At 67.3% G+C, this 23,051-nt stretch carries 25 protein-coding genes; 9 read left to right on the top strand and 16 right to left on the bottom strand.

What is annotated here, in order from left to right; genetic code table 11:
• Positions 1-41: 41 nt before the first annotated feature.
• From C8J24_RS05755 to C8J24_RS05745, 3 genes are all read right to left on the bottom strand, one after another.
• Positions 42-1,421, bottom strand: coding sequence for a M20/M25/M40 family metallo-hydrolase (locus tag C8J24_RS05755; protein ID WP_244180439.1), 1,380 nt, complete (start codon positions 1,419-1,421; stop codon positions 42-44).
• A gap of 92 nt (positions 1,422-1,513) precedes the next feature.
• Positions 1,514-2,485, bottom strand: a complete 972-nt coding sequence (locus tag C8J24_RS05750; protein WP_107930905.1) for an aspartyl protease family protein — start codon at positions 2,483-2,485, stop codon at positions 1,514-1,516.
• Between the two features lie 66 nt (positions 2,486-2,551).
• A complete protein-coding gene (locus tag C8J24_RS05745; RefSeq protein ID WP_107931467.1) occupies positions 2,552-4,975 on the bottom strand; it encodes a ligase-associated DNA damage response DEXH box helicase in 2,424 nt (807 codons plus the stop codon).
• A gap of 101 nt (positions 4,976-5,076) precedes the next feature.
• Here C8J24_RS05745 and C8J24_RS05740 point away from each other — a divergent pair, with 101 nt between their 5' ends.
• Complete coding sequence (locus C8J24_RS05740; RefSeq protein WP_107930903.1) at positions 5,077-5,682, top strand: hypothetical protein; 606 nt, start codon at positions 5,077-5,079, stop codon at positions 5,680-5,682.
• Positions 5,683-5,750: 68 nt separating this feature from the next.
• Complete coding sequence (locus C8J24_RS05735) at positions 5,751-6,749, top strand: ligase-associated DNA damage response exonuclease (RefSeq protein ID WP_107930901.1); 999 nt, start codon at positions 5,751-5,753, stop codon at positions 6,747-6,749.
• Here C8J24_RS05735 and C8J24_RS05730 read toward each other — a convergent pair.
• The 6 genes from C8J24_RS05730 to C8J24_RS05705 all read right to left on the bottom strand — a co-directional run bounded on the left by C8J24_RS05730 (position 6,746) and on the right by C8J24_RS05705 (position 12,447).
• Positions 6,746-8,137 (bottom strand): DUF418 domain-containing protein, encoded by a 1,392-nt coding sequence (locus tag C8J24_RS05730; protein ID WP_107930898.1) that lies wholly within the window; start codon positions 8,135-8,137, stop codon positions 6,746-6,748. The two genes, C8J24_RS05735 and C8J24_RS05730, sit on opposite strands and share 4 nt — an antisense overlap.
• A 61-nt stretch (positions 8,138-8,198) precedes the next feature.
• Complete coding sequence (gene rpoN / locus C8J24_RS05725) at positions 8,199-9,719, bottom strand: RNA polymerase factor sigma-54 (RefSeq protein ID WP_107930896.1); 1,521 nt, start codon at positions 9,717-9,719, stop codon at positions 8,199-8,201.
• 4 nt (positions 9,720-9,723) lie between these two features.
• A complete protein-coding gene (lptB, locus tag C8J24_RS05720; protein ID WP_031438836.1) occupies positions 9,724-10,518 on the bottom strand; it encodes an LPS export ABC transporter ATP-binding protein in 795 nt (264 codons plus the stop codon).
• A 90-nt stretch (positions 10,519-10,608) separates the two neighbouring features.
• A complete protein-coding gene (locus C8J24_RS05715) occupies positions 10,609-11,154 on the bottom strand; it encodes an LptA/OstA family protein (protein ID WP_107930894.1) in 546 nt (181 codons plus the stop codon).
• A 5-nt stretch (positions 11,155-11,159) separates the two neighbouring features.
• Entirely contained in the window at positions 11,160-11,825 is a 666-nt protein-coding gene (gene lptC / locus C8J24_RS05710) for an LPS export ABC transporter periplasmic protein LptC (protein WP_234387468.1), read from the bottom strand.
• A gap of 1 nt (position 11,826) precedes the next feature.
• Positions 11,827-12,447, bottom strand: coding sequence for a ribonuclease D (locus C8J24_RS05705; protein ID WP_031396597.1), 621 nt, complete (start codon positions 12,445-12,447; stop codon positions 11,827-11,829).
• Positions 12,448-12,696: 249 nt separating this feature from the next.
• On the opposite strand from C8J24_RS05705, the gene C8J24_RS17960 reads away from it, so the two are divergent.
• Entirely contained in the window at positions 12,697-13,551 is an 855-nt protein-coding gene (locus C8J24_RS17960; protein ID WP_056673450.1) for a cold-shock protein, read from the top strand.
• Between the two features lie 37 nt (positions 13,552-13,588).
• On the top strand, positions 13,589-14,446 hold the full coding sequence (locus C8J24_RS05695; RefSeq protein WP_107930891.1) for a glutaminyl-peptide cyclotransferase: 858 nt from the start codon (positions 13,589-13,591) through the stop codon (positions 14,444-14,446).
• Here the strand turns inward: C8J24_RS05695 and C8J24_RS05690 are convergent.
• From C8J24_RS05690 to C8J24_RS05670, 5 genes are all read right to left on the bottom strand, one after another.
• Complete coding sequence (locus C8J24_RS05690) at positions 14,443-16,053, bottom strand: cisplatin damage response ATP-dependent DNA ligase (RefSeq protein WP_107930889.1); 1,611 nt, start codon at positions 16,051-16,053, stop codon at positions 14,443-14,445. The two genes, C8J24_RS05695 and C8J24_RS05690, sit on opposite strands and share 4 nt — an antisense overlap.
• A 138-nt stretch (positions 16,054-16,191) precedes the next feature.
• Positions 16,192-16,377 carry a DUF1328 domain-containing protein gene (locus C8J24_RS05685; protein ID WP_031395540.1) on the bottom strand — a complete coding sequence of 62 codons (186 nt, stop codon included), beginning with the start codon at positions 16,375-16,377 and terminating at the stop codon, positions 16,192-16,194.
• 74 nt (positions 16,378-16,451) lie between these two features.
• Positions 16,452-16,949, bottom strand: coding sequence for a Dps family protein (locus tag C8J24_RS05680; RefSeq protein WP_031395539.1), 498 nt, complete (start codon positions 16,947-16,949; stop codon positions 16,452-16,454).
• A gap of 106 nt (positions 16,950-17,055) precedes the next feature.
• Complete coding sequence (locus C8J24_RS05675) at positions 17,056-17,610, bottom strand: TMEM165/GDT1 family protein (RefSeq protein WP_244180435.1); 555 nt, start codon at positions 17,608-17,610, stop codon at positions 17,056-17,058.
• 33 nt (positions 17,611-17,643) lie between these two features.
• The gene (locus C8J24_RS05670) at positions 17,644-17,985 is read right to left on the bottom strand and encodes a hypothetical protein (RefSeq protein WP_042466204.1); all 342 of its coding nucleotides are present in this window, start codon (positions 17,983-17,985) and stop codon (positions 17,644-17,646) included.
• A 205-nt stretch (positions 17,986-18,190) separates the two neighbouring features.
• Between C8J24_RS05670 and rpmG the strand changes: the two genes are divergently transcribed.
• The gene (gene rpmG / locus C8J24_RS05665) at positions 18,191-18,358 is read left to right on the top strand and encodes a 50S ribosomal protein L33 (protein ID WP_017977469.1); all 168 of its coding nucleotides are present in this window, start codon (positions 18,191-18,193) and stop codon (positions 18,356-18,358) included.
• Positions 18,359-18,465: 107 nt separating this feature from the next.
• On the opposite strand, the gene C8J24_RS05660 is transcribed toward rpmG, so the two are convergent.
• Positions 18,466-18,828: a response regulator gene (locus C8J24_RS05660; RefSeq protein WP_056675138.1), complete on the bottom strand. Its 363-nt coding sequence runs from the start codon at positions 18,826-18,828 to the stop codon at positions 18,466-18,468.
• A 39-nt stretch (positions 18,829-18,867) separates the two neighbouring features.
• Here C8J24_RS05660 and C8J24_RS05655 point away from each other — a divergent pair, with 39 nt between their 5' ends.
• Genes C8J24_RS05655 through C8J24_RS05640 form a run of 4 tightly spaced genes read left to right on the top strand, consistent with a single transcriptional unit; the run spans position 18,868 to position 21,465 of the window.
• On the top strand, positions 18,868-19,149 hold the full coding sequence (locus tag C8J24_RS05655; RefSeq protein ID WP_031395281.1) for a DUF3572 domain-containing protein: 282 nt from the start codon (positions 18,868-18,870) through the stop codon (positions 19,147-19,149).
• A complete protein-coding gene (locus C8J24_RS05650; RefSeq protein ID WP_107930883.1) occupies positions 19,146-19,772 on the top strand; it encodes a hypothetical protein in 627 nt (208 codons plus the stop codon). Before C8J24_RS05655 ends, C8J24_RS05650 begins: the two co-directional genes overlap by 4 nt.
• Positions 19,773-19,805: 33 nt before the next feature.
• Positions 19,806-20,273: a RidA family protein gene (locus tag C8J24_RS05645; protein ID WP_031396590.1), complete on the top strand. Its 468-nt coding sequence runs from the start codon at positions 19,806-19,808 to the stop codon at positions 20,271-20,273.
• A gap of 46 nt (positions 20,274-20,319) precedes the next feature.
• Positions 20,320-21,465: a GNAT family N-acetyltransferase gene (locus C8J24_RS05640; RefSeq protein WP_107930881.1), complete on the top strand. Its 1,146-nt coding sequence runs from the start codon at positions 20,320-20,322 to the stop codon at positions 21,463-21,465.
• Here the strand turns inward: C8J24_RS05640 and C8J24_RS05635 are convergent.
• Positions 21,428-23,020: a hypothetical protein gene (locus tag C8J24_RS05635; RefSeq protein ID WP_051916706.1), complete on the bottom strand. Its 1,593-nt coding sequence runs from the start codon at positions 23,018-23,020 to the stop codon at positions 21,428-21,430. The genes C8J24_RS05640 and C8J24_RS05635 overlap by 38 nt on opposite strands.
• Between the last annotated feature and the right edge of the window lie 31 nt (positions 23,021-23,051).

Here is a 23,051-nt window from a genome sequence, read left to right as displayed (position 1 = left end):
GCTCCTCCCTCCCTCTCCCCCAAGGGGAGAGGGATTCAGCGTCACCCCGCGAATGCCTTGACCAGATCGTACAGATAGTCGCGGCCGTCATAGAGCGACGCGATCCGGATCCGCTCATTCAGGCCGTGGATCCCGCCCATGTCCTTGTCGATGAACACGCCCGGCGCGCCGTAAACCGGGATGCCGATCGCCTCGAAGAAGATCCCGTCGGTCGCGCCGGTCGACATCAGCGGCAGGATCGGCAGGCCGGGGAAGTGCTTGGCCGCGACCTTCGTCACCGGGCCCATGATCTTGGGGTCGAGCGTCGGCGGGATCGCGGTCGGTCGGACCGGCTGGTTCGCGGTCACGCTCACCTTGGAACCGGCGAGCGATTTCAACTTGGCGAGCGTGCCGTCGACCGTCTCGCCGGGAAAGATCCGGCAGTTCACATTCGCGGTCGCGCGCTGCGGCAGCGCGTTTTCGGCATGGCCCGCGCTCAGCAGCGTCGCGACACAGGTGGTGCGCAGCGTCGAATGCATCGCCTTGTCGCGGCTGACGATCGCATCCGCCGCCTTGTCCTGCGGATTGGCGAGCAGCCGCGTGATCGCGTCGCCCATCGTGCCCGGCATCGCCTTTGCGCTCGCGGCGAAGAAGGCGCGCGTCGTGTCGGTGAAGGTCACGGGGAATTCATGGCCCTGCACCGCCTTCACCGCGTCAGCGAGTTCGTAGATCGCATTGTCGGGCGTCGGCTGCGAGCTGTGCCCGCCGGGATTGGTCGCGGTGAAGGTGTAATTCTGCGCGGCCTTCTCACCGACCTGGATCGCCAGCAGCTGGCGCTTGCCATTATCGTCGAGCCGCCCGCCGCCGCCCTCGTTCAACGCGAATTCGGCGGCAATCAGGTCGGGCTTGCTCGCGGCGAGATATTGCGCGCCGTTCCACGCAAAGGTCGTCTCCTCGCCACAGGTCAGCGCGAGCTTGATCGTCCGCTTCGGCGTGTAGCCCGATGTCTTGAAGCGGATCATCGCGTCGGACCAGATCGCCGCCTGCGCCTTGTCGTCGACGGTGCCGCGCGCATAATAATAGCCGCCCTCCTCGATCAGCGTGAACGGATCGCGCACCCAGTCCTCGCGCTTGGCCTCGACGACGTCGAGATGGCCGAGCAGCAGCATCGGCTTGATCGACGCGTCCGACCCCTTCAGCACCGCGACCAGCCCGCCATCCTTGGGATGCTCGGGCACCGAGAAATAGGTGATGTCGGCATCGGCATAGCCCGCGCTTTTCAGCCGCGCGCCGATCTGCGCTGCGGCTTGGGTGCAGCTGCCCGACGACAGCGTCGTGTTGGTCTCGACCAGCTCCTTGTAGAGACCGAAGAACGCCTTCTGGTCGGGGCGGCTCTGCGCAAATCCCGTACCGGGCATGGTGACGACACTGGCCGTCAGCATCACTCCCGCCATCACCCTGCTTACTGCGCGCATCGTCGTCCCCTTGATCGTTTATTGCAGCAGCGTTGCAGCGAATGATCGATCACGCAACCTCAACGCTGCGTGACATTGCGCGGCAGGGCAAGCCGCACCTCGCGATTGGCAAAGTCGATGTCGACGCGGCGGAACAGCGTCAGCGCATCCATGCCGAGCAGGATCGCGGGCCGTTCCGCCAGTCCGAACTGACGAAAGGGCGGGGCGTCGACGGCCGTCAGCGCGATCGGCAGGCTGGTGATCGTCAGGCTGCCGATCATGACGCGATCGATCGTCGAATAGTCCGCCATCACCGTCTGTCCGGTGACACCGGTCAGCGCGATCGATTGCGACCGGACCGGCTTGCGCAACAGCTTGCGGCGCAGTGCGGCATTGCCCATGCTGACCGACGACCCGGTATCGATGATCACGCGGATCCGGACGCCGTTGCAATAGGCGTCGGTGACGACGAGCTGGCCGAACAGGCTGCGCGCCCGGACCACGATCTCGCCCCGCTCGGTTCGCTCGCGGCGGTTGCGCCGGCGGGCGGGCGTCACGGTCATCGTGCGGGTGTCGAAATCGATCCCCACCGCGCGTCCCTGCAGCGTGTCGATCCCCAGCAGCCCCAGCGCACCCAGATTCTGCGCGGCGATCGCGGGCGCTTCGATTGCCGGGCTGTCGATCGTGCCGACCCGCAGCGCCGGGATGATCACGGTCGCGACGCTGTCCGATCCGGTCATGCCCGTGACGCGGACGATCCGGCCGGGCGCAAGCCGCAACACCGCCGCAAGCTCGCGCGAGATCACGGTGCGTTGGGCGCCGGTATCGACGACGAACTTCTGCGGACTGGTGCCCGCGATCGACACGGGCACCGTCATCCTGCTCTCGTCCTGCCCGAACAGCATCACCGTGTTTGCTGCAGATGCTGCATCATCGACCGGTGCAGCATAAGCGGGCGGGGCGGCGGTTTGCGGGGTAGCGTCCGGGGCAGACTGCTGGGCCGCAGCCGGGGCAGCGATGATGAGCAACACCGGGCCTGACCACCTGCGCATGATCCGATGCTGCGCCCGAAACCGACGGACGACAAGTCGTTCGTCCCTGGTTCGTCTCGCGCCCGTTCAGTCGATCCGCATCGCCTCGGCCGCCAGTGCCTCCGCCTCGATCAGCAGGGCGTCGTCGGACGTGTTGGTGGCGACCTTCTCGCGTCCGATCAGCGTCAGGATCGGCACCGCGAGCGGCGTCACGCGCTCGAGATCGACATGCAGCATCGTCTCCGCCGCACGGTCGAGCAGCCCGGCCAGGCGCCCGACATCGGTCATCCGCGCGCGCGCATCCGCCCAAGCGGCCTCGAGCAGCAAATGCGTCGGCTCGTATTTGCGCAGCACGTCATAGATCAGGTCGGTCGAGAAGGTGACCTGGCGCCCGGTCTTGCGCTTGCCGGGGTGCTGGCGCTCGACCAGCCCGCCGATCACCGCGACCTCGCGAAACGCACGCTTGAGCAGATGCGATTGCTGCACCCAGTCGACGAACTCATGTTCGAGGATGTCGGCGGAGAACAGCGATGCCGGGTCGGTGATCTTGTCGATCCCGTACACCGCCAGCGCATAGTCGTTCGCGACGAAGCCCAGCGGCTTCAGCCCCTGCGTCTCCATCCGCCGCGTGATCAGCATGCCGAGCGACTGGTGCGCGTTCCACCCCTCGAAGCTGTAGGCGACCATGTAATGCCGCCCCTCGCGCGGGAAGGTCTCGACCAGCAGCTGCCCGGGTTCGGGCAGGACCGAGCGCAGTCGCTGATATTCGAGCCATTCGCGCACATCGTCGGGAAACCGCGCCCATTCGCCGGGATGCGCGAGGAAGCCGCGGACGCGGTCGGCGAGGTTGGTCGACAGCGGCATCCGGCTGCCGCCATAGGTCGGGATCCGCGCCGGCTTGGAGGTCGCGCGGACGACGAGGTCCTCGGTGTCCATCTTGATGACCTCAAGGCTGAGCCCGGCGAAGAAGAAGGTGTCGCCGGGGCTGAGCTGCGCTGCGAAGCCTTCCTCGACGCGGCCGAGCGCGCGGCCATTGCCGAACCGCACGTTGAGCATCGTCGCCTCGACGATGATCCCGGCGTTCAGCCGGTGCTGGCCGATGAACTTGGGGTGGCTGATCCGCCATGTGCCGTCCGCATCCTGCGTCAGCCGCTTGAACCGGTCATAGGCCTTGAGCGCATAGCCGCCGTCGCTGATGAAGCCGAGCACGCGCGAGAACGTTTCGGCCGGCAGCGCGGAATAAGGGAGGGCCGAGCGGACCTCGTCGAGCAGGTCCTCCTCGCGGAACGGCGCGGCACAGGCGCACGCCATCACATGCTGCGCGAGCACGTCGAGCGCGCCGACGCGGAACAGGTCGGGATCGAGCTCGCCCGCCTCGACCGCGTCCAATGCGGCGCGCGCCTCGAGATATTCGAACCGGTTGCCGGGGACGAGGATCGCCTTGCTCGCCTCGTCGAGCCGGTGATTGGCGCGGCCGATGCGCTGGAGCAGCCGCGACGATCCCTTGGGCGCGCCCATCTGGATCACGCAGTCGACATTGCCCCAGTCGACGCCGAGGTCGAGGCTCGCGGTCGCGACCAGCGCGCGCAGCTTGCCCTCCGCCATCGCGCCCTCGACCTTGCGCCGCGCCTCACGCGCGAGGCTGCCGTGATGGACGCCGATCGGCAGCGTGTTCGCATTCACCTTCCACAGATCCTGGAAGATCAGCTCGGCGAGGCTGCGCGTGTTGCAGAACACGATCGTCGTCGCATGCTTTTCGATTTCCGCCATCACCTGCTCGGCGGCATAGCGGCCCGAATGGCCCGACCACGGGATGCGCCCCTCGGGCAGCAGGATCGCGATGTCCGGATCCGCGCCCGCCTCGCCCTGCACCATCGCGACCTGGTCGATATCGCCGTCGGGGGCGAGCCACGCGCGATAGCCGTCGGCATCCGCGACCGTCGCCGACAGCGCGACGCGGCGCATCCCCGGCGAGATTGTCTGCAACCGCGCCATGCACAGCGAGAGCAGGTCGCCGCGCTTGCCCGTCGCAAACGCATGGACCTCGTCGATCACGATCGTGCGGATGCCCTCGAACATCGTGATGCTGTCGGAATAGCTGAGCAGCAGCGAGAGTGATTCGGGGGTGGTCAGCAGGATCTGTGGCGGTTTCACGCGTTGCCGCGCCTTGCGGTCCGACGGCGTGTCGCCGGTGCGCGTCTCGACGCGGATGTCGACGCCCATCTCCTCGATCGGCGTCAGCAGGTTGCGCTGGACGTCGACCGCGAGCGCCTTCAGCGGCGAGACATAGAGCGTGTGGAGCCCGCTGGTCGGCTCCTCGATCAACTCGGCGAGCGTCGGCAGGAACCCGGCGAGTGTCTTGCCCGCCCCCGTCGCCGCGACCAGCAGCGCGTGGTGCCCGGCGCGTCCCTGCGCCAGCATGTCGGTCTGATGCCGGCGCGGCCGCCAGCCCCGTGTCGCGAACCAGTCGTCAAGTTGGGGGGGAAGGTCGCTCACGGCCTGTTCACGCATGGTCGTCATATGGGTGCACTATGCCGCAACGCCATGGACGGCGCTCACCCGGTCGGCAATTTGTCGGACCATCGATCTGTTTAGCCTGTGAAAGACCAACCTTGTCGATTCTTCGCCATCTCGCGCCGCTGTCCCTGATCGCGCTGTTGCCGTTCGCCAATGCGACGGCGGCGACGCAGAAGTTCGTCGGCGCAGGCGGCACGGTTCGCCTCGCCTATCCGTCGACCCTGACCCCGACGCGCAACTTTGCCGGCCGCGCGTTGATGACCAGCGGCTGGCGGACAATGTGGGACGGCACGCTGCCCGGGCGGGGCGTCGGCATCGTCCGGTTCTGGCAGGTCGCAAAGCCGACCGACGGGCAGGGGCAGGTGACCGAGATGATCCAGGTCGGCTTCAGCCGGAGCACGGCGGTAATCGCGCGCTGCAACACCGACGGGCTGACATCGGCGAACAGCCGCCGCCTCGCCGATCGCACGCTCGGCGGCCAGCGCTGGGCGACCTATGAGACGGGCGATGCCGGGATGAGCCAGCAGGTCCGCGCGCTCACGCTGCGCAGCGTCATCGGCGGCACCTGCTACGCGGTCGACCGGATTACCTATGCGGCAAAGGCGGGATCGCCGCCGCCGCGCAATGCACCGACCCAGGCGGTCGCCGCGGCGCGGATGGATGCGATCCTGAAGTCGGTCAAGGTCGGCCGGCGGCGCTAGGCGGCCGCGTATATGCCGCTCCGCCGTCGCGCGTGGCACCGCACCCGCGGCTCGGGCGTAGTAGCGTGATGGCAAAACTCGGCGACTGGCTCGAACCGCATGCACACGGCATCCTCGTCAAGCCGATCGACGCGTGGATCGATCCGTCGATCCCGAGCGAAAGGGCGCTCGTCACGCACGGCCATGCGGATCATGCGCGCGGCGGCCATGCTGCGGTATGGGCGACGCCCGAGACGCTGGCGATCATGGACGCCCGCTATGGTCCGCAATCGGGTCACCCGGTCGCCTATGGCGAGACGATCCGCATGGGCGAGGTCGATATCGGTTTCGTCCCCGCCGGCCATGTCCTTGGCTCGGCGCAGATCGTCCTCGACTATCGCGGCGAACGGATCGTCGTCTCGGGCGATTACAAGCGGCGGAGCGATCCGACCTGCACGCCGTTCGAACCCGTCAAATGCGACGTGTTCGTCACCGAGGCGACCTTTGGCCTGCCGGTCTTTCGCCACCCCGATACCGGCGACGAGATCGACAAGCTGATCGCCGCATTGCACGCCAATCCCGACCGCTGCGTGCTCGTCGGGGCCTATGCGCTCGGCAAGGCGCAGCGCGTGATCGCCGAACTGCGCGCGCGCGGGCACGAGGCGCCAATCTACATCCATGGTGCGCTCCAGCGTCTGTGCGACCTCTACGCCGATCACGGCGTTCGGCTGGGCACCCTGCTGCCGGTTGCGGACGCCAAGAAGGCCGACATGGCGGGGCATGTCGTGATGTGCCCGCCCGGCGCGCTCAACGATCGCTGGTCGCGGCGGCTGCCCGATCCGATCACCGCTATGGCGAGCGGCTGGATGCGCGTCCGCGGGCGCGCGCGGCAGAAGAATGTCGAGCTGCCGCTGATCCTGAGCGACCATGCCGACTGGGACGAACTCATCGACACGCTCGCCGAGATCGCACCGCGCGAGGTATGGGTTACGCATGGCCGTGAGGATGCGCTCGTCCACTGGTGCATGACCCGCCAGATCAAGGCACGCGCGCTGGCGCTGGTCGGGTTCGAGGACGAGGACGACTAGGCGGATGCCGTCCGCATCGCGGGGGTGATACGCGTTTTGCGCCACGGCAACCGGCGCCGCTCGAGCAGCGACCGCCACGCCCATTCGACCGGCGCGATGCTGAACGTGCGCAGATAGGCATTGGCAAGCCACAACAGGCCGATATTGATCGCCAGCGCGATCCCCATCAGCGCCGCCCAGCCGAACTCGCCGTACAGCCCGAGCGCGAAGGGCGGGAACAGGATCCACAGGCCGATGATCGTCTGCAGCACGTAGAGCGACAGCGCGGTCCGGCCGGCGGCGGCGAAGGGGCGCAACAGCCGCGCGCCGAGGATCGTCCCGACCAGCAGATGGACAGCGCCGACATGGCCGAGCGTCATCGCCAGCCGGCTGACCTCCGCGGTAGCCCAGAGCGTCTTCGGCGCAGTGTCGAAGCGCATCTGCTCCGCCGCGCCGATCATCCGCAGCGGGATCGCGATCCCGTAGGCGATCAGCGTCATCCGCGCGTAGAAGACGCGCGATCGTCCGCCCTGCAGGATGCCGAGCCTGTACAGCGCCGCGCCGATCAGCATCACGCCGGCCGCTTCCCACACGAACACCAGCTCGAGCCCGCGGCTCTGCAGATAGGCGATGACACTCCACTGATACGCCGCCCAGGTCATGAAGCTGCCCGTACGCGCCTTGTCCTCGGCGGCGATCCGCGCAGCATCCTCGGCCTTGGTCTTGGCGCGTCTTGCAGCCCCCTCGGCGACCTTGGTCAGCAGCGTGCGGTCCGCGGCGGTGACCGGTCGCCCGGCGCGCTGCGCGCTTTCGATCGCGGCGACCTGCGCCTGGGTCTGCGTGGTGGAGACATAGCCGTAGGTGCCGCCGGCGAACTGCAGCGCCGCCGCCGACAGGCCGATGGTCAGAAGCAGGCGGGGGCGCAGTCCGCGAAACAGGAAGGCGATCAGTGCCGCGAGGCCATAGGTGTGGAGGATGTCGCCCGGCCACAGCAGGACGAGGATGTGCACCACGCCGAACGCAAACAGCAGCAGGTTACGCGCATAATAGCGCTTCATCACCACGCGCGTCCCCGCCAGCTGCGCGGCGCGGTCGGTCAGGATCACCATCCCGGCGCCGAACAGCATCTCGAGCATGCAGCGGGCGGTGCCGTTGGCGATCACCTCGCGCAGCCACCAGGCGATCTGGTCCTGTGTGGTCCAGCCGAAATGCCGGATATCGTCGAATGACGCGTAGAGCGACCCGCCCATGTCGTTGATGTTCATGAACAGGATGCCGAGGATCGCGATCCCGCGCAGGATATCGAGCACCGCGATACGTGGCGCGCCATCGGGCTCGGCCGCGGTCATCGGTGGCGACGTCGCCACGCGCTCGGCGTCGCCATCACGGCTGGCGGAAAGGTCGTTCATCGGTCTGGGCCCCCCCGTGATGCAAGCCGGACGCTACGCCGATCCGGTGCGAAGGCAAGCGTCAGCCGGTGCCCTCGAGCGCGCGCGCCCGGCGGCGTTGTACCGAACTGCCGATGCCGAGCGCCTCGCGATATTTGGCAACGGTGCGCCGGGCAATGTCGAAGCCCTTGCCGTCGAGCAATTCCACCAAAGTATCGTCGGACAGGATCTTGGCACCCTCGTTCGCGATCAGCGCCTTGATCGCGCTCTTGACGGCCTGGGCGGAGACCGCATCGCCGCCGTCTGCCGACTGGATCGCCGAGGTGAAGAAATATTTCAGCTCGTACAGGCCGCGCCCGCACGAGACATATTTGTTGCTGGTCACGCGGCTGACGGTCGATTCGTGCATCTCGATCGCGTCGGCAACCATCCGCAGCGTCATCGGCCTGAGATGTGCGACGCCGTGGAGGAAGAACGCCTCCTGCTGCTTCACGATCTCGGTTGCGACCTTGATGATCGTGCGCTGCCGCTGGTCGAGCGCCTTGACCAGCCAGTTCGCGCTGGCGAGACACTCGCTGAGCCACGCCTTCGACGCCTTGTCCTGCTCGCCGCGCGCCAGTTCGGTGTAATAGCTGCGGTTGACGAGGATGCGGGGCAGCGTCGCGGTGTTGATCTCGATGCTCCAGCCCGTCTTGGTCCGCGCGACGAACAGGTCGGGCACGACCGCGCGGCTCGGCTCGCCGCCGAACCGGCATCCGGGCTTCGGATCATAGCCGCGCAGCTCGCGGATCATGTCCGCCATGTCCTCGTCATCGACCTGGCACAGGCGCTTCAGACGCCCGATCTCGCCCCGCGCCAGCAGGTCGAGATTGTCGATGAGCCGCGCCATGCAGGGGTCATAGCGATCCGCCTCCCGCGCCTGGATCGTCAGGCATTCGGCCAGGTCGCGCGCGCCCACCCCGGTGGGGTCGAAGGTCTGGATCACCGCCAGGACATGCTCGACCCGGGCAAGCGCGACGCCCAGCCGGTTGGCGATCTCGAGCAGCGGCACGGTGAGATATCCCGCCTCGTCGATCTGGTCGATCAGATGCGCCGCGACGAACGCATCGTCCGCGGCGATCGCGGGGCCCGCCTGTGCCAGCAGATGATCCGCAAGGCTGAGTCCGGTATCGGCAAAGCCGTCCAGATCGAGACCGTTCCCGTCGCCATCGCTGTCACCGCCCGCGCCGGCCCCGCTCATCGACAGCGCGCCGTCGGTGCCGCTGCCACCGTCGGCGACGCTGTCCTGGTGATGGCTCTCGGTCGCATAGTCGATGTCGAGCGCGGGCTCGTCGCTGCCGACACTGCCGCTCACCAGCTCGTCGGCGGCGACGCGTTCGTCGCGGGGGGCGGCGTCGTCAGGTTCCGGTCCGGCGTCGCGGTCGGGTCTGTCGCCATCGTCCGCGGCGCCCGCCTCAAGCAGCGGATTGCGCTCGATCTCCTCGGCGATGAACCCCTCGATCTCCAGGTTCGACAGCGCCAGCAGCTTGATCGCCTGCTGCAATTGCGGGGTCATCACCAGCGACTGCGATTGGCGAAGGTCCAGGCGAGGCGCGAGGCTCATGACACTAGAGCGAGAAGCCCTCGCCCAGATAGAGGCGACGGACATTCGCGTCGGCGACCAGTTCGGCCGGGCTGCCCGAGAACAGCACGCGGCCATCGTAGATGATGTAGGCGCGGTCGACGATGTCGAGCGTCTCGCGGACATTATGGTCGGTGATCAGCACGCCGATATCGCGGCGCTTGAGATCCTTCACGAGGTCGCGAATGTCGGCGATCGAGATCGGATCGATGCCCGCAAACGGTTCGTCGAGCAGCATGATCGACGGCTCGGCGGCCAGTGCGCGGGCAATCTCCGCCCGGCGACGCTCGCCGCCCGACAGCGCCATCGCGGGTGCGGCGCGAAGCCGGGTCAGACCGAACTCCTCGAGCAGCGTGTTCAGCTTGCGCTCGCGCACCGCCTTGTCGGGCTCGGACAGCTCGAGCACGGTCAGGATGTTCTTCTCGATCGTCAGCCCGCGGAAGATCGAGGTTTCCTGCGGCAGATAGCCAAGGCCCAGGATCGCACGCCGATACATGGGCAGGCGCGTGATATCGTCGCCGTCGAGCATGATCCGGCCCGAGTCGGGCTTCACGAGCCCCATCACGGAATAGAAGCACGTCGTCTTGCCGGCGCCGTTCGGCCCGAGCAGCCCGACCACCTCACCGCGCCCGACCGATACCGATACGTCGGTCAGGACGGTGCGCTTGTCATAGGATTTGGCGATCGACACGACCTGAAGGCCGTTGGTCGTCGGCGCTTCGACGATCGCGTCGCCGTGCGGGCCGGGGGTTTCGATCGGGGGCAGCGTGGGGGCATCCATCAGGCTTTGGCCTTGCTGAGGGCGGGCGGGTAAAAGCGGCGGGCGGTCGGCTGGCGGGGTTCGCGGATGACCGGCGGTGCGCGCATCGGATCAGTTGCGCTTGGGAACCGAGAAGGTGCCCGTCACGCGCCCGCCCGTCTGGGTCACGGTGCCGCCGCTGGCCGTCGCGCCGCCGCTGCCGCGGACCGACGATCCGTCGATCACCGCGCGACCGGTATCGAGGTTCATCGTCAGCCGCCCGCCATTCACGGTGTTGCCACCCTGGGTCAGCGTCACCGCGCCGAGCATCGTGATCACCCGCCGGTTGAGGTCGTAGATCGCATATTGGCTCTTCGCGGTCTGGTCCGGCCGGCGCACCGTCACGCCGCCCGACGCGTCGAGGCGCGACACCTGCGGGTTCCCGCCGACCACTTCGCCGGTATAGGCCACCGTCATCCGCGCCGAATTCAGCGTCATGTCCGCCTGCTTGACCGACACGCCCCCGCTCAGCACGGCGCGGTTCGCCTTGTCCTGCAGCTCGATATGGTCCGCACCGAAATCGATCGGCGCGTTCGAGTTGTGCGCACGTTGCGCGGAGACGCCGGTCGCCGCGACCGCGGAGAGCATCAGGAGGACGGAGCTTGGTATGAGGCGCATGGCGGCTATTTCGGCCCTCGCGGCACGATCCGCAAGCGCGCATTGCCGTCGAGCCTGACGGTGCGGGCTTCCAGATCGGCATGCAGCTTGTTCGCACTGAACACGCCCTGCGGCACCGTTCCCGTCACCGCACTGCCGCTGTCCATCGTCCGCGCGCGCATGTCGAGCGTCGCATTCGTGGTTTTCAGGTCATAGCCGTTGGGAGCGGTGACGTTGAGCGGGCCGTTCAGCTGCACCTTCTCGGTGTCCATGTCGTAGCGCCCGGAATTCGCCTTGATGTTGGCGGGGCCGTCGGCGAGCTGGAGCTGCGCGCTCAGCGTGTTGAGCTGCACGATCGGCTCGGCCGAGCTCTTCTGGATCGCCGAGCGGGCGTCGAGCGTGAACGCCTGGCCCTTCGAATCCTGCCCGCGATATTGCGCGGCCTGCAGCTTCATGCGCTCCTGCGCGACCTCGACCTTGTTCTTGTCGAGCACGAACGATACGTCGCCGCCCGCGGTCAGCGGCGCCATCACCAGGAATGCGGTCAGCACGCCGATCGCGGTCGGCAGGCCGAGTCGCGCCAGCCCGACGACGCGGTCGTGGCGGCTGCCCGGCGCCGCCCAGACCTGACGCGGCGAGCGGGCCTGCCGGATCGTCTTCGCCGATGCGTCGGACGGGGGCGCCATGGTCATGTCAGGCGTGCGCAAAGATGTCGATCTCGGGCCATCCGGCGAGATCAAGCGCGGCACGGGTCGGCAGGAAGTCGAAGCATTTCTGCGCGAGCTCCATGCGGCCTTCGCGAATCAACCGCTTGTCGAGCTCTTCCTTCATCCGGTGCAGGAAGCGAACGTCGGACGCGGCATAGTCCTTCTGCGCCTCGCTGAGCTGCGGGCTTCCCCAGTCGGAGGATTGCTGCTGCTTCGACACGTCCTGGCCCAGCAGTTCGCGGACCAGCTCCTTGAGGCCGTGCCGGTCGGTATAGGTCCGGACCAGTCGCGACGCGATCTTGGTGCAATAGGCCGGCGCCGCGACGACGCCAAGATAATGCTGGACCGCGGCGATATCGAATCGTCCGAAATGGTAGAGTTTCAGCCGCTCCGGATCCGCGAGCAGCGCCTTGAGGTTGGGCGCCGCATAGTCGCTGTCGGCCGCGAACCGGACGAGATGTTCGTCCGCGCCGCCATCCGAAAGCTGCACGACGCAGAGCCGGTCGCGCGGCGTGATGAGGCCCATGGTCTCGGTGTCGACGGCGATCGAGGCGCCCGGTGCGAAGATCCCGGACGGGATGTCGCCTTCATGAAGATACACTGTCATGCGGTGGCCCTAGCGGCCGGGGGCGCCTTGCTCAATGGTCCTCCGCGATGACGCGGGTGCGCCATGCTTTTGCCGCGATCATCGCCAATGGAGCAAGCGGACAAGATTCTGTTCGCGATAGCTTGATTTTTGCGCTATGCCCTTCCCCAAGGCGCAAAAGGTTTCGCGCCCGAGGGCCCGCGTTCGTCGTCCGGACACGCCGGCTTTTGGAGAGATTTTGCGGGCGAACCGGGAAGACGATCAGGGCTTATGGGTTTCGATAAAGGTGGCCGCGGGAACCGTGGCGGGCGTGGCCGCGACAAGCGCGACAGCTTCGGCGGCGGCAGCGACGATTTCGGTGGCGGCAGCAGCTTCGGCGGCGGCGGTGACCGGTTCGGCGGCGGCGGCAGCAGCTATGGTGGCGGTGGCAGCAGCTACGGCGGCGGCAGCAGCTTCGGCGGCGGCGGTGATCGCTTCGGCGGCGGCGGCGGTGGCGGCGGTGGTTACCGCGGCGGCGGCGGTGGCGGCGGCTTCAGTGGCGGCGGCGGCGGCGGTGGCGCCGGGCGCGGCATGCCCCCCCAGGTCGTTGGTGAAGGCACCGGCGTCGTAAAGTTCTTCAACGCACAGAAGGGCTTCGGCTTCGTCGTTCGTGATGACGGCGGCGAGGACGTGTTCGTGCACATCAGCGCAGTCGAGCAGGCCGGCATGGTCGCTCTCGCCGAGGGTCAGCCGCTCGGCTTCACGCTCGTCGATCGCGGCGGCCGCATCTCGGCAACCGATCTCAAGATCGATGGCGAGCCGATGGCTGTGACCGATCGTGGTCCGCCGCGTGATCGCGATGCCGGCCCGGGTGCACCCCGTGGCGGTGCCGATCGTGGTGCAGGCGGCGCGCCGCAGCGCCAGCTGACCGGTGAGAAGGCAACGGGTACGGTCAAGTTCTTCAACGCGATGAAGGGCTTCGGCTTCATTCAGCGCGATGATGGCCAGCCTGACGCGTTCGTGCACATTTCGGCCGTCGAGCGTGCCGGCATGGCGACCCTTAACGAGGGCGACAAGCTCGAGTTCGAGCTCGAAGTCGATCGTCGCGGCAAGTATGCAGCGGTCAACCTGAGCGCAGGCGGCTAATCCCGTCCGTCCGGTCATCGGGGTTTTTCGAACCAGCATGACAATCGGACACAGCCTGATAGCGGCCGGTCTCGCACTTGCGGGGCCGGCCGTTGCCGTTCTGGCGCAGGGCGCAACGGCACCGCGCATAGCGCCAGCGCCGACACGCTCCGCCGTCCGGCCTGCCCCTCCCAAAACGCCCGTCTCTGCGACAGCGCCAGCCGTGCCGATCCTGTCGGTCAGCATCGTGGCCCGCTATCCGCACGATGCGACGGCGTTCACCGAAGGCCTGTTGTGGCACGATGGCGCGCTCTACGAGAGCACGGGCAAGGAGGGGCAGTCCGATGTCCGCCGCGTCACGCTTCTCGATGGTCGTATCGTCGCGCGCCGGCGGATCGACCCGGCACAGTTCGGCGAGGGGCTCGGCCTGTGGAAGAACGAGCTGATCAGCCTGACCTGGCATGACGGCATCGCGCATCGCTGGGACGCCCGCACGCTCAAGCCGACCGGCACCAACCGCTATGCGGGGGAGGGCTGGGGCCTGACGAGCGACAAGGACGGCCTGATCCAGTCCGACGGCAGCGCGTCGTTGATCCTGCGCGATCCCAGGACATTGGCCGAACGCCGCCGGATCGGTGTGACGATCGACGGGCGTCCGCTGACACAGCTCAACGAACTCGAATATGTCGATGGCGCGATCCTCGCCAATGTCTGGCAGACGGGATATCTCGTCCGCATCGCCCCCGGCACCGGCCGCGTCACCGCGATCATCGACCTGCGACCGCTGGTCGCCGAGATCGGCGCACGCGACCGCGACGCGGTGCTCAACGGCATCGCCTGGGATGCTGCCAAAAAACGGCTGTTCGTCACCGGCAAGCTCTGGCCGACGCTGTTCGAGATCCGGATCAACGGCTAGGGCGCGGGGATCATCCGGCGGAGCGTGTCGATCCGGTCGGCCTCGGACGCGGGCTTGTCCGTCCGGATCCGCGCGATCCTTGGGAAGCGCATCGCAATCCCCGACTTGTGCCGCTTCGATTCCTGCAGCGCGTCGAACGCGATTTCGAGCACCATCGTCTTGGCGACCTCGCGCACCGGCCCGAAGCGGTTGAGCGTGTTCTTGCGGACGAACGAATCGAGCATCCGCAGCTCCTCGTCGGTGATTCCCGAATAGGCCTTGCCGACCGGCAGCAACTCGCCCTCCTCGGTCCAGCAGCCAAAGGTATAGTCCGAATAATAGGAGGACCGCCGGCCGCTGCCCCGCTGCGCGTACATCATCACGCAATCCGCGGTGAGCGGGTCGCGCTTCCATTTATACCACAGCCCGACGCGGCGACCGCCGACATAGGGCGAGTCGCGGCGCTTGAGCATCACGCCCTCGATCGCCGAGTCGCGCGCACCCGCGCGCACCGCCTCGAGCGCGGTGAAGTCCGCGGCGTCGATGACCTGGCTCAGGTCGAACCGCTCGGCATCGAGCTGCGGCATGAACGCCTCGAGCCGCGCGCGTCGCGCGGTCCAGGGCAGCGCGCGCAGATCCTCGTCGCCATCGATCAACAGGTCATAGAGGCGGACAAAGGCCGGATACTCGGCCAGCATCTTCGCCGACACCGTCTTGCGCCCCAGCCGCTGCTGCAGCGCGTTGAAGCTCGCCGCGCCGCCGCCCTCCTCCAGCGTGCCGCCCTGATGCTCGCCCTTGACCAGCAGCTCGCCATCGACCGTCCCCGGCGTGACGAAGGCGGCGGCGATCTCGGGAAAGCTCGCGGTCACGTCGTCGCCCGTCCGGCTGTAGAGTCGCGTTTCCCCCGCGACATGCACGATCTGCACGCGGATCCCGTCCCATTTCCATTCCGCTGCATAGTCGGCGAGGTCGACGCGCAGATCCTCCAGACCATGGGCGAGCATGAAGGGGCGGAAGACGGGGACGTTGGCGGGGGTCGGTTGCGCGCCATGCCCCTCCGCCCAGGCGAACAGCGTCGGATAGGGGGCTGCCAGGCCATGCCAGACTTCCTCGACCGCATCGACGTCGAGCCCGAACGCATCCGCCAGCGCGGTCTTCGCCAGCCGCGACGAAACGCCGATCCGCAACCCGCCGGTCGCCATCTTGAGCAGGGCGAAGCGCTCCTCCGCATCCGAACGATCGAGCATCGCCGCAAGCGCCGCTGGCGCCTCGGCGCGCGACAGCGTCATCAGCCGGTCGACCACCTGCGAGATCGACAGCGGTTCGGCGGGCACCGGATCCGGCCCCAAGGGCTCGGGCTCGGGCCACAGCAGGGCGACGGTCTCGGCGGTATCGCCGACATAATCACGGCTCATCCGGAAGAGGACGGGATCGACCCGGTCCTCGATCAATCCGCGGATGACCGCCGATTTGACCCCCGGCAGATCGAGATCGCCGGTCAGCGCCGCCATCGCCCAGCCGCGATCGGGGTCCGGCGTCACGCGCAGATAATCGCCGATCAGCTTCAGCTTCGCATTGCGCGACCGCGTATAGGTGAGGGCATCGAGGAGCGCGGCGAAAGCATGCATGATCCGACAACGCGCCGCCCGGCACTCGGCTCCGGGCCGGCGTCCACGTCGCTGCGGGCGCTACATCAAAAAGGCCCCCGCCGTTCCCGGCGAGGGCCTTATCTTGGCATCGGCGCGGGCCGATGCGATCTCGTCGCGTCAGTCGATCGCGTTCTTGATTCCCTTGCCGGCCAGCAAACCGAGCACCAAGAAGATCACGAACAGCGCGATCGCGATGAAGAACAGCACCTTGGCGATGCCGATAAATGCCCCGCCGACGCCGCCAAATCCGAGCAGGGCCAGCACGAGGCCGATGATCAAGAAGGTGATGGCGAGCTTCAACATGGGCATTCTCCTGTTCCTGACAGAACCCGCCCCGCCCATGTCGGTTCCGACACGGGCGGGACGGGCGCCAGGATTCAGGCCTTGCGGCTGGCTTCGAACAGGAACCAGGCGCGTTCCTCGGCCTGATCGGTCCACTCGTCGACGATGCCGCTGGTCGCATTGTCCTTGGCCTCGTCGGCGGCGTCCTTGACGATCCGGAACTGTTCGACGAGCTTCAGATTGTCTTCGCGCAGCTCGGCGAGCATTTCGGTCGGTCCGACGAAATCCTTGTCATTGTCAGGGATGCTCTGACGGCGCGAAATGTCGCCGATCGAGCGCAACGTCGTGTTGCCGGTCTTGCGGACGCGCTCGGCGATCGCATCGGTCACGCCCAGAATCTGTGCCGCCTGGTCATCGAGCAACAGATGATAGTCACGGAAATGCGGACCCGACATGTGCCAGTGAAAGTTCTTGGTCTTCAGGTACAAGGCATAGCAATCGGCGAGCGAGGCATTGAGCGCTTCGGCAACCGTCTTCGTGCTGTTGCTGACGAGATCGGTGGGCGTGTCGAGTGCGGGGTTGGTGGCGGGCATCGAAAACTCCATGCATGGGAATGTCTGTGGATCGTTGCGTCAACGAAGCGATAGCCGAAATGCTCCCGTCGCGCATGCGCCATTCCTCATCTGAGTGATCGCCCCGCTAGATCAATCGCGCAGCGCTCAGGCCCAGAATGACCCCCAGGATCACGAATACCAGCCCGAGGGCCATGCGCAGCCGGGCGAGCGGCCATCGGCGCCACGCCGCTTCACCCATCATCGCCGCGGGGACGATCACCACCAGCGATCCGATCGTCGCGCCGACCGCGGCCAGCATCGGCACGGCACTGCGGAGCGCGAGGGCGGCCACGATGAACTGTATGCCGTCGCCGAACGCGAGGATGAACAGCCCGAGCATCGTGGTGGCAACCGCGCCGGTCCGCCAGCCGCGCAGCGGATCGGGTGCCTTGACCGGCAGCAGCGCACCGCCGCCCTGGAGGATCAGCGCCAGCGCCAGCATGAGCTGGCGCGCATTGGGGGTCAGCAGCGGCGCGACCGCGATCCCGCCCGCGACCGCCAGGCTGCCGGCGAGCAGCAGCGCGAGCGCCGCCGCAAGGATCACCAGCCGGGGCTTGCGATACCGATCGGCCAGGATCGCGGCGAGCCACGCGGTCCGATCGCCGACCTGCGCCAGCGCGGCGGCTACGAGCGCCGCCATCAGCGCGTCCATCGCTAGCGCGTCACGCGCGGGTCATCCCGCGAGCCGGACCGAACAGGCGGCCGCGAAGACATGGCAGGCCTGGACGTCCTGCCGCTCGCTGTAGATCGCGTCGCTCAGCGTCATCAGCCAGCCATGGACGAGCGCCCCATGTTCGCCGCGCGACAGTGCCGAATCGATGAAGTGCGTGACGGTCACCGCGGGGTTCATGCCGTTGCGATGCGCGATCAGGCGGATCGCGTCGATATCGGGCGCGAGATCGGTCGCGCGGGTATAGGGCGCGCGGACGTCGATCGCGGCGATCCTGGCCGCAAGCTCGGCCTTTACCAGCGCCAGATCCTGGAATTCCGCGACTCGCTCGGCAACCTGCCCCATGATCCCGCCTCCTGTCTTTCTTATGGGATGCATCATGCGCCCATGCCGATAAAGATGGGGTTAAACACCCTGTGATGCGGGATTCCGGGGCGAATATGGGGTGATATGGTTGACTTGGCCGGCAGCATGCGCCATGCGCCGCGACAGATCGGGCGGTAGCATGCGTGCTGCCGCCCTAGCATTTTCAGCCTTAAGGATTGGGCTCATGGCCAAGCCGACTACCGTCAAGATCAAGCTCGTCAGCACCGCGGACACCGGCTTCTTCTACGTCACCAAGAAGAATCCCCGCACGAAGACCGAGAAGCTCTCGTTCAGCAAGTATGATCCCGTCGTGCGCAAGCATGTCGAGTTCAAGGAAGCCAAGATCAAGTAAGTCGACGCGGCGGCGATGCCGTCGCGCATTTACGATGCGATCGCAAGGCCGCGGGTAGCGATACTCGCGGCCTTTGGCGTTCCTGCGCGGCGGGTCTCGCGGTTCGCTCAGACGAACGCGCGCACCGCTTCCATGAAGCGGGCGAGGCTGATCGGCTTCGAGATATAGGCGTCCGCGCCCGCGGCACGGATCCGGTCCTCGTCCTCGCGACCTGCATAGGCGGTGACCGCCATCACCGGGATCGTGCTGAGCACGTCGTCGGCCTTGAGCTCGAGGATGATCTCATAGCCGGTGACGTGCGGCATCTGGATGTCCATGATGATCAGGTCGGGGGCGAATTCGCGCGCCCGGACCACCGCCTCGCGCCCGTCGCGGACAGGTTCGGCAAGGTAATCATGCGCCCGCAAAAGGTCGCAGAATAGTTTCAGGTTGAGTTCGTTGTCCTCGACAACGAGCACCTTCTTTGCCACGCGAGCCACCATTCGTTTCAAGAAGGATGACAATAGGCAATGCGCGGCGCCGTTACAAATGAAGACGCTGAGGCCCTGGCGCTGCAAGCCCTGGTATGGACGCTGAGCGAGCCGGACCGAGCGATGCGCCTGTTGTCGGTGACCGGACTCGACCCTGCCGACCTGCGCACGCGGGCCGGGGAGCCCGCCGTGCTCGCGGCGGTACTCGGTTTCCTCGAATCGCATGAACCCGATCTTGTCGCCTGCGCCGAAACGCTCGGCATAAGGCCCGAGGCGCTAGTCCGCGCGCGGATGACGCTCGATCCGGGGTTTGAAGCATGAAGCCGCTGCTCATCAGCGATTGCGACGAAGTGCTGCTGCACATGGTCAAGCATTTCGGCACCTGGCTCGACGAGGCGCATGATATCGATTTCGAAATCGGCCACGGCGATTTCGCCAACAGCATGACGCGCCGCGACGGCGGGCCCGCGCCCACACGCGAGGACATGTGGGCGCTGCTCGGCGGGTTCTTTCCCGCAGAGATGCACCGCCAGACTTTGGTGCCGCATGCCCGCGAGGCGCTCGTGTCGCTCGCCGAGATCGCGGACATCGTGATCCTGACCAATTTGCAGGACGAATGTCGCCTGCCGCGGATCGAGCAGCTCGCCGCGTTCGACATCGCCCACCGCGTCGAGTGCAACCAGGGCGGCAAGGGCGACCCCGTCGCGCGGCTGGTCGCCGAATATGGCAACCCCGTCACGGTGTTCGTAGACGACCTTGCGGTGCATCACGAATCGGTCGCGCGGCATGCGCCGGGCGTCCACCGGCTGCACATGGTGTCCGAGCCGACGCTGGCGGGGGCGGTGCCCAGGGCGCCCGCCGCGCATGCCCGGATCGACGACTGGCGCGAGGCGCAGGCCTGGATCGCCGCGCGGTTCGCCGCGGGGGTGCCCGCGGACGCTTGACCCGCCCCCCGTGGCTGTGGTGAGACCGCGCACATGACCGATCGTATCGACCGCAAGCTCGAAGAGCTTGGCCTGACGCTGCCGCAGGCCGCCGCCCCCGTCGCATCCTATGTTCCCGCCGTCGAGGCGAACGGGCTGCTCCACATTTCGGGCCAGTTGCCGTTCAAGGACGGCCAGATCGTCACCGGTCGCCTCGGTGACGGCGTGTCGCTCGAGGACGGGCAGGACGCGGCGCAACGCTGCGCGCTGATGCTGGTCGCGCAGATGAAGGCGGCGCTCGGCTCGCTCGGCCGCGTCGAGCGGATCGTGAAGCTCGGCGTGTTCGTCAATTCGCACGGCGACTTCACCGATCAGCCCAAGGTCGCGAACGGCGCATCCGACCTGATGGTCCAGCTGTTCGGCGAGGCCGGCAAGCATGCCCGCTCGGCCGTCGGCGTTCCCGTGCTGCCGCTGGGTGCCGCGGTCGAGATCGATGCGATCGTCCAGGTCTCGGCCGCTTGAGCCCAGCCGCTTGAGCCTGACGCCTGCGCGCCTATTTTAGGAGCGCATGACAGCCATCACCGCCCGCATCGCCCAAGGCGTTACCTCGATCGCGGCGGAGGACTGGGACGCCTGCGCCGGCGACGCGAATCCGTTCGTCGGCCACGCCTTCCTCGCCGCACTCGAGGCGTCCAGAAGCGTCGGTGGACGATCGGGGTGGCAGGCGCTGCCGGTGGTCGTCGATGGCGACGACGGCAGGCCGGCCGGGATCGCGCCCGCTTATGCCAAGAGCCACAGCCAGGGCGAATATGTCTTCGACCAGGGTTGGGCCGATGCGTTGGAGCGGGCAGGGGGGCAGTATTACCCCAAATTGCAGATTGCCGCGCCGTTCAGCCCGGTACCCGGCCCACGGCTGCTCCTGCGCGACCCGGCGGTCGCGCCCGCGCTGATCGCCGCGCTCGAGGCGGTGACCGATCAGAGCGGTCTGTCCTCCGCGCATGCGACCTTCATCGCTCCAGCCGAGGTCGCGCTGTTCGAGGCCGCCGGATGGCTGATCCGTCAGGGCACGCAGTTCCACTGGACCAATGACGGCTATGCGAGCTTCGACGATTTCCTCGCCGCGCTCGCCAGCCGCAAGCGCAAGGCGATCCGCAAGGAGCGCGCCGCCGCGGTCGAGGGACTGACGATCCGCCACCTGACGGGCGCGGAGATCACGCCCGCGCACTGGGACGCGTTCTGGGTCTTCTACCAGGACACGGGCAGCCGCAAATGGGGCCAGCCCTATCTGACGCGCGCCTTTTTCGATCGGATCGGTCAGACGATGGGCGACCGGGTGCTGCTGATCCTCGCCGAGCGTGACGGCGTGCCGATCGCGGGGGCGCTCAACCTGATCGGTGCGGACACGCTCTACGGCCGCTATTGGGGCGCGACCGAGGAGGTGCCGTTCCTCCATTTCGAGCTCTGCTATTACCAGGCGATCGATGCGGCGATCGCGCGCGGGCTGACGACGGTCGAGGCGGGCGCGCAGGGCGAACACAAGCTCGCGCGCGGCTATGCGCCGGTCGCGACCTATTCGGCGCATTACATCCCGGATCCGGGCTTCCGCCGCGCGATCGCCGACTTCCTCGTCCGCGAGCGCGAGGCGGTCGCCTCCGACCGCGAGTATCTCGGCGAGCTTACTCCGTTTCGGCGGGCGGAACCGCCGACCGGTTGACCTTGTACAGCACGCTGGTGCCGTCGCGGCGGATCGGGGTCAGGTCGCGGATCAGCGCGGGGTCGAACGCCGGCGGGTGGATCAGCCAGACATAATCGAACGCGTCGCGGGGGAAATGCTCCAGTGCCATCGCGATCGGCCGCCAGAACTGGCCACGACACCGGATATCCGTAACGATTTCGGACGGATCATGCGCAAAGCCGCGCGCGATCGGATAGCGCGTCGTCATCAGCTGTCCGCCGGCCATCGACCACTGGTCGTTGGTGAAGGCCAGCCGCCGCTCGAGCAGCAGCGCCGGGACATGCTCGAGGCGCGAATAGGCCCAGTCGTCGCGACAGCGCCGCCCGACGAACGAGACCACGCGTGCGCGCTCGGGCACGGTGTCGATCGCGGCGATCGCCTGGTCGTAGCTGCGGTCGTAGATCAGGAAGCTGATCGTGGTGCCCGCCAGCCGGACCGCGAAGAAGCTGAACCCCAGTACCGCCAGCGTCGCGGCGCCGCGCAGCGACAGGCGGTTGCGCGGGCGCAGCGCGATGATCGCGAACGCCAGCATGAACGGCGCGAGGCGCATGTCGGCATAGGCCGAGCCGAACACGATGCGCGGCAACAGGATATAGACGAGCGCGAGGAACAGCGCGGACAGCGCGAGGTTGCGCGAATATTCGATCGTCTGGTCGCGCACGCCGCGGAACAGGATCACGAACAGCACGGTGACCGACGCGATGTCGAACGCCATCCAGCGATCGCGCAGGACCATCGTGATCCAGTTCATCTTCCAGCGCCAGTTGAACCAGTCCTGCGTCTTGCCGGTGACGTGGTCGCCCGACCGCCACAGCACCATCATCACCATCGGCAGCGCCAGCGGGATACAGCTGAGCCCGGCGCGAATGAATGCGCCGATCCAGCCCTTGATCGCGCCTTCGCCGCGCACCCCGGTCTTGCGGATGTCGTGCTGGCGGATCAGCTCGGCGGAGAAGGCGAGCACGCCCAGCACGCCCCAGCCGAAGGTATGGCACAGCCAGAGCAGGCAGGATCCGGGTACGAACAGGATCGTGCGCAGCCGCAGCCGCTCGAGCCGCCCGAGGCGGAGCCACAGCGCGAACATGTTGAGCGCGAGCGCCATCGCCAGCGCGAAGTTCACGAAGCCGAACTGGAACGGATAGCTATAGGCGAGCGGCAGCGCGAACAGCGCGGTCGCCGGGATCCGGCCATGCACTTCGCGCGCGATCCAGAGCAGTCCGGTGACGGTAAGCGCGGGGATCGCCATTACGATCAGCTTCACCGCGAGCTGCAACCCGAAGATCGGCGCAAGCGGCACGATCAACAGGTCGATGCCAAGATTGCCGATCAGCTGCCAGCGGAAATCATACCATTGGCTGAGCCAGGGATTGTCGCCGATCGCGAGCTGGACGCGGTAGCGCCCCATATGCCCGGGCAGATCGACCAGCGGCGGCACCTCCGGCCACAGCAGCGGGATGATCGATGCCAGCGCGACGCACGCGACGAACGTGCGCGTCTGCCACCAGTGAAGTTCCGTTGTTGTCCCCCGCGCCATCCCTCGACGCCTAGCGCCGCAGGGGGGCATT

It is taken from the genome of Sphingomonas aerolata (assembly GCF_003046295.1).
Classification (GTDB): Bacteria; Pseudomonadota; Alphaproteobacteria; order Sphingomonadales; family Sphingomonadaceae; genus Sphingomonas; species Sphingomonas aerolata.
This window is presented reverse-complemented; position numbering and strand designations above follow the sequence as displayed.

What these genes read in the sequence shown, in the direction of transcription:
- C8J24_RS05755 (WP_244180439.1), bottom strand. Translation starts at nt 1,421, where the DNA reads ATGCTGACGGCCAGTGTCGTCACCATGCCCGGTACGGGATTTGCGCAG.
- C8J24_RS05750 (WP_107930905.1), bottom strand. Translation starts at nt 2,485, where the DNA reads ATGCGCAGGTGGTCAGGCCCGGTGTTGCTCATCATCGCTGCCCCGGCT.
- C8J24_RS05745 (WP_107931467.1), bottom strand. Translation starts at nt 4,975, where the DNA reads ATGCGTGAACAGGCCGTGAGCGACCTTCCCCCCCAACTTGACGACTGG.
- C8J24_RS05735 (WP_107930901.1), top strand. Translation starts at nt 5,751, where the DNA reads ATGGCAAAACTCGGCGACTGGCTCGAACCGCATGCACACGGCATCCTC.
- C8J24_RS05730 (WP_107930898.1), bottom strand. Translation starts at nt 8,137, where the DNA reads ATGAACGACCTTTCCGCCAGCCGTGATGGCGACGCCGAGCGCGTGGCG.
- rpoN (WP_107930896.1), bottom strand. Translation starts at nt 9,719, where the DNA reads ATGAGCCTCGCGCCTCGCCTGGACCTTCGCCAATCGCAGTCGCTGGTG.
- lptB (WP_031438836.1), bottom strand. Translation starts at nt 10,518, where the DNA reads ATGGATGCCCCCACGCTGCCCCCGATCGAAACCCCCGGCCCGCACGGC.
- C8J24_RS05715 (WP_107930894.1), bottom strand. Translation starts at nt 11,154, where the DNA reads ATGCGCCTCATACCAAGCTCCGTCCTCCTGATGCTCTCCGCGGTCGCG.
- lptC (WP_234387468.1), bottom strand. Translation starts at nt 11,825, where the DNA reads ATGACCATGGCGCCCCCGTCCGACGCATCGGCGAAGACGATCCGGCAG.
- C8J24_RS05705 (WP_031396597.1), bottom strand. Translation starts at nt 12,447, where the DNA reads ATGACAGTGTATCTTCATGAAGGCGACATCCCGTCCGGGATCTTCGCA.
- C8J24_RS17960 (WP_056673450.1), top strand. Translation starts at nt 12,697, where the DNA reads ATGGGTTTCGATAAAGGTGGCCGCGGGAACCGTGGCGGGCGTGGCCGC.
- C8J24_RS05695 (WP_107930891.1), top strand. Translation starts at nt 13,589, where the DNA reads ATGACAATCGGACACAGCCTGATAGCGGCCGGTCTCGCACTTGCGGGG.
- C8J24_RS05690 (WP_107930889.1), bottom strand. Translation starts at nt 16,053, where the DNA reads ATGCATGCTTTCGCCGCGCTCCTCGATGCCCTCACCTATACGCGGTCG.
- C8J24_RS05685 (WP_031395540.1), bottom strand. Translation starts at nt 16,377, where the DNA reads ATGTTGAAGCTCGCCATCACCTTCTTGATCATCGGCCTCGTGCTGGCC.
- C8J24_RS05680 (WP_031395539.1), bottom strand. Translation starts at nt 16,949, where the DNA reads ATGCCCGCCACCAACCCCGCACTCGACACGCCCACCGATCTCGTCAGC.
- C8J24_RS05675 (WP_244180435.1), bottom strand. Translation starts at nt 17,610, where the DNA reads ATGGCGGCGCTCGTAGCCGCCGCGCTGGCGCAGGTCGGCGATCGGACC.
- C8J24_RS05670 (WP_042466204.1), bottom strand. Translation starts at nt 17,985, where the DNA reads ATGGGGCAGGTTGCCGAGCGAGTCGCGGAATTCCAGGATCTGGCGCTG.
- rpmG (WP_017977469.1), top strand. Translation starts at nt 18,191, where the DNA reads ATGGCCAAGCCGACTACCGTCAAGATCAAGCTCGTCAGCACCGCGGAC.
- C8J24_RS05655 (WP_031395281.1), top strand. Translation starts at nt 18,868, where the DNA reads ATGCGCGGCGCCGTTACAAATGAAGACGCTGAGGCCCTGGCGCTGCAA.
- C8J24_RS05650 (WP_107930883.1), top strand. Translation starts at nt 19,146, where the DNA reads ATGAAGCCGCTGCTCATCAGCGATTGCGACGAAGTGCTGCTGCACATG.
- C8J24_RS05645 (WP_031396590.1), top strand. Translation starts at nt 19,806, where the DNA reads ATGACCGATCGTATCGACCGCAAGCTCGAAGAGCTTGGCCTGACGCTG.
- C8J24_RS05640 (WP_107930881.1), top strand. Translation starts at nt 20,320, where the DNA reads ATGACAGCCATCACCGCCCGCATCGCCCAAGGCGTTACCTCGATCGCG.
- C8J24_RS05635 (WP_051916706.1), bottom strand. Translation starts at nt 23,020, where the DNA reads ATGGCGCGGGGGACAACAACGGAACTTCACTGGTGGCAGACGCGCACG.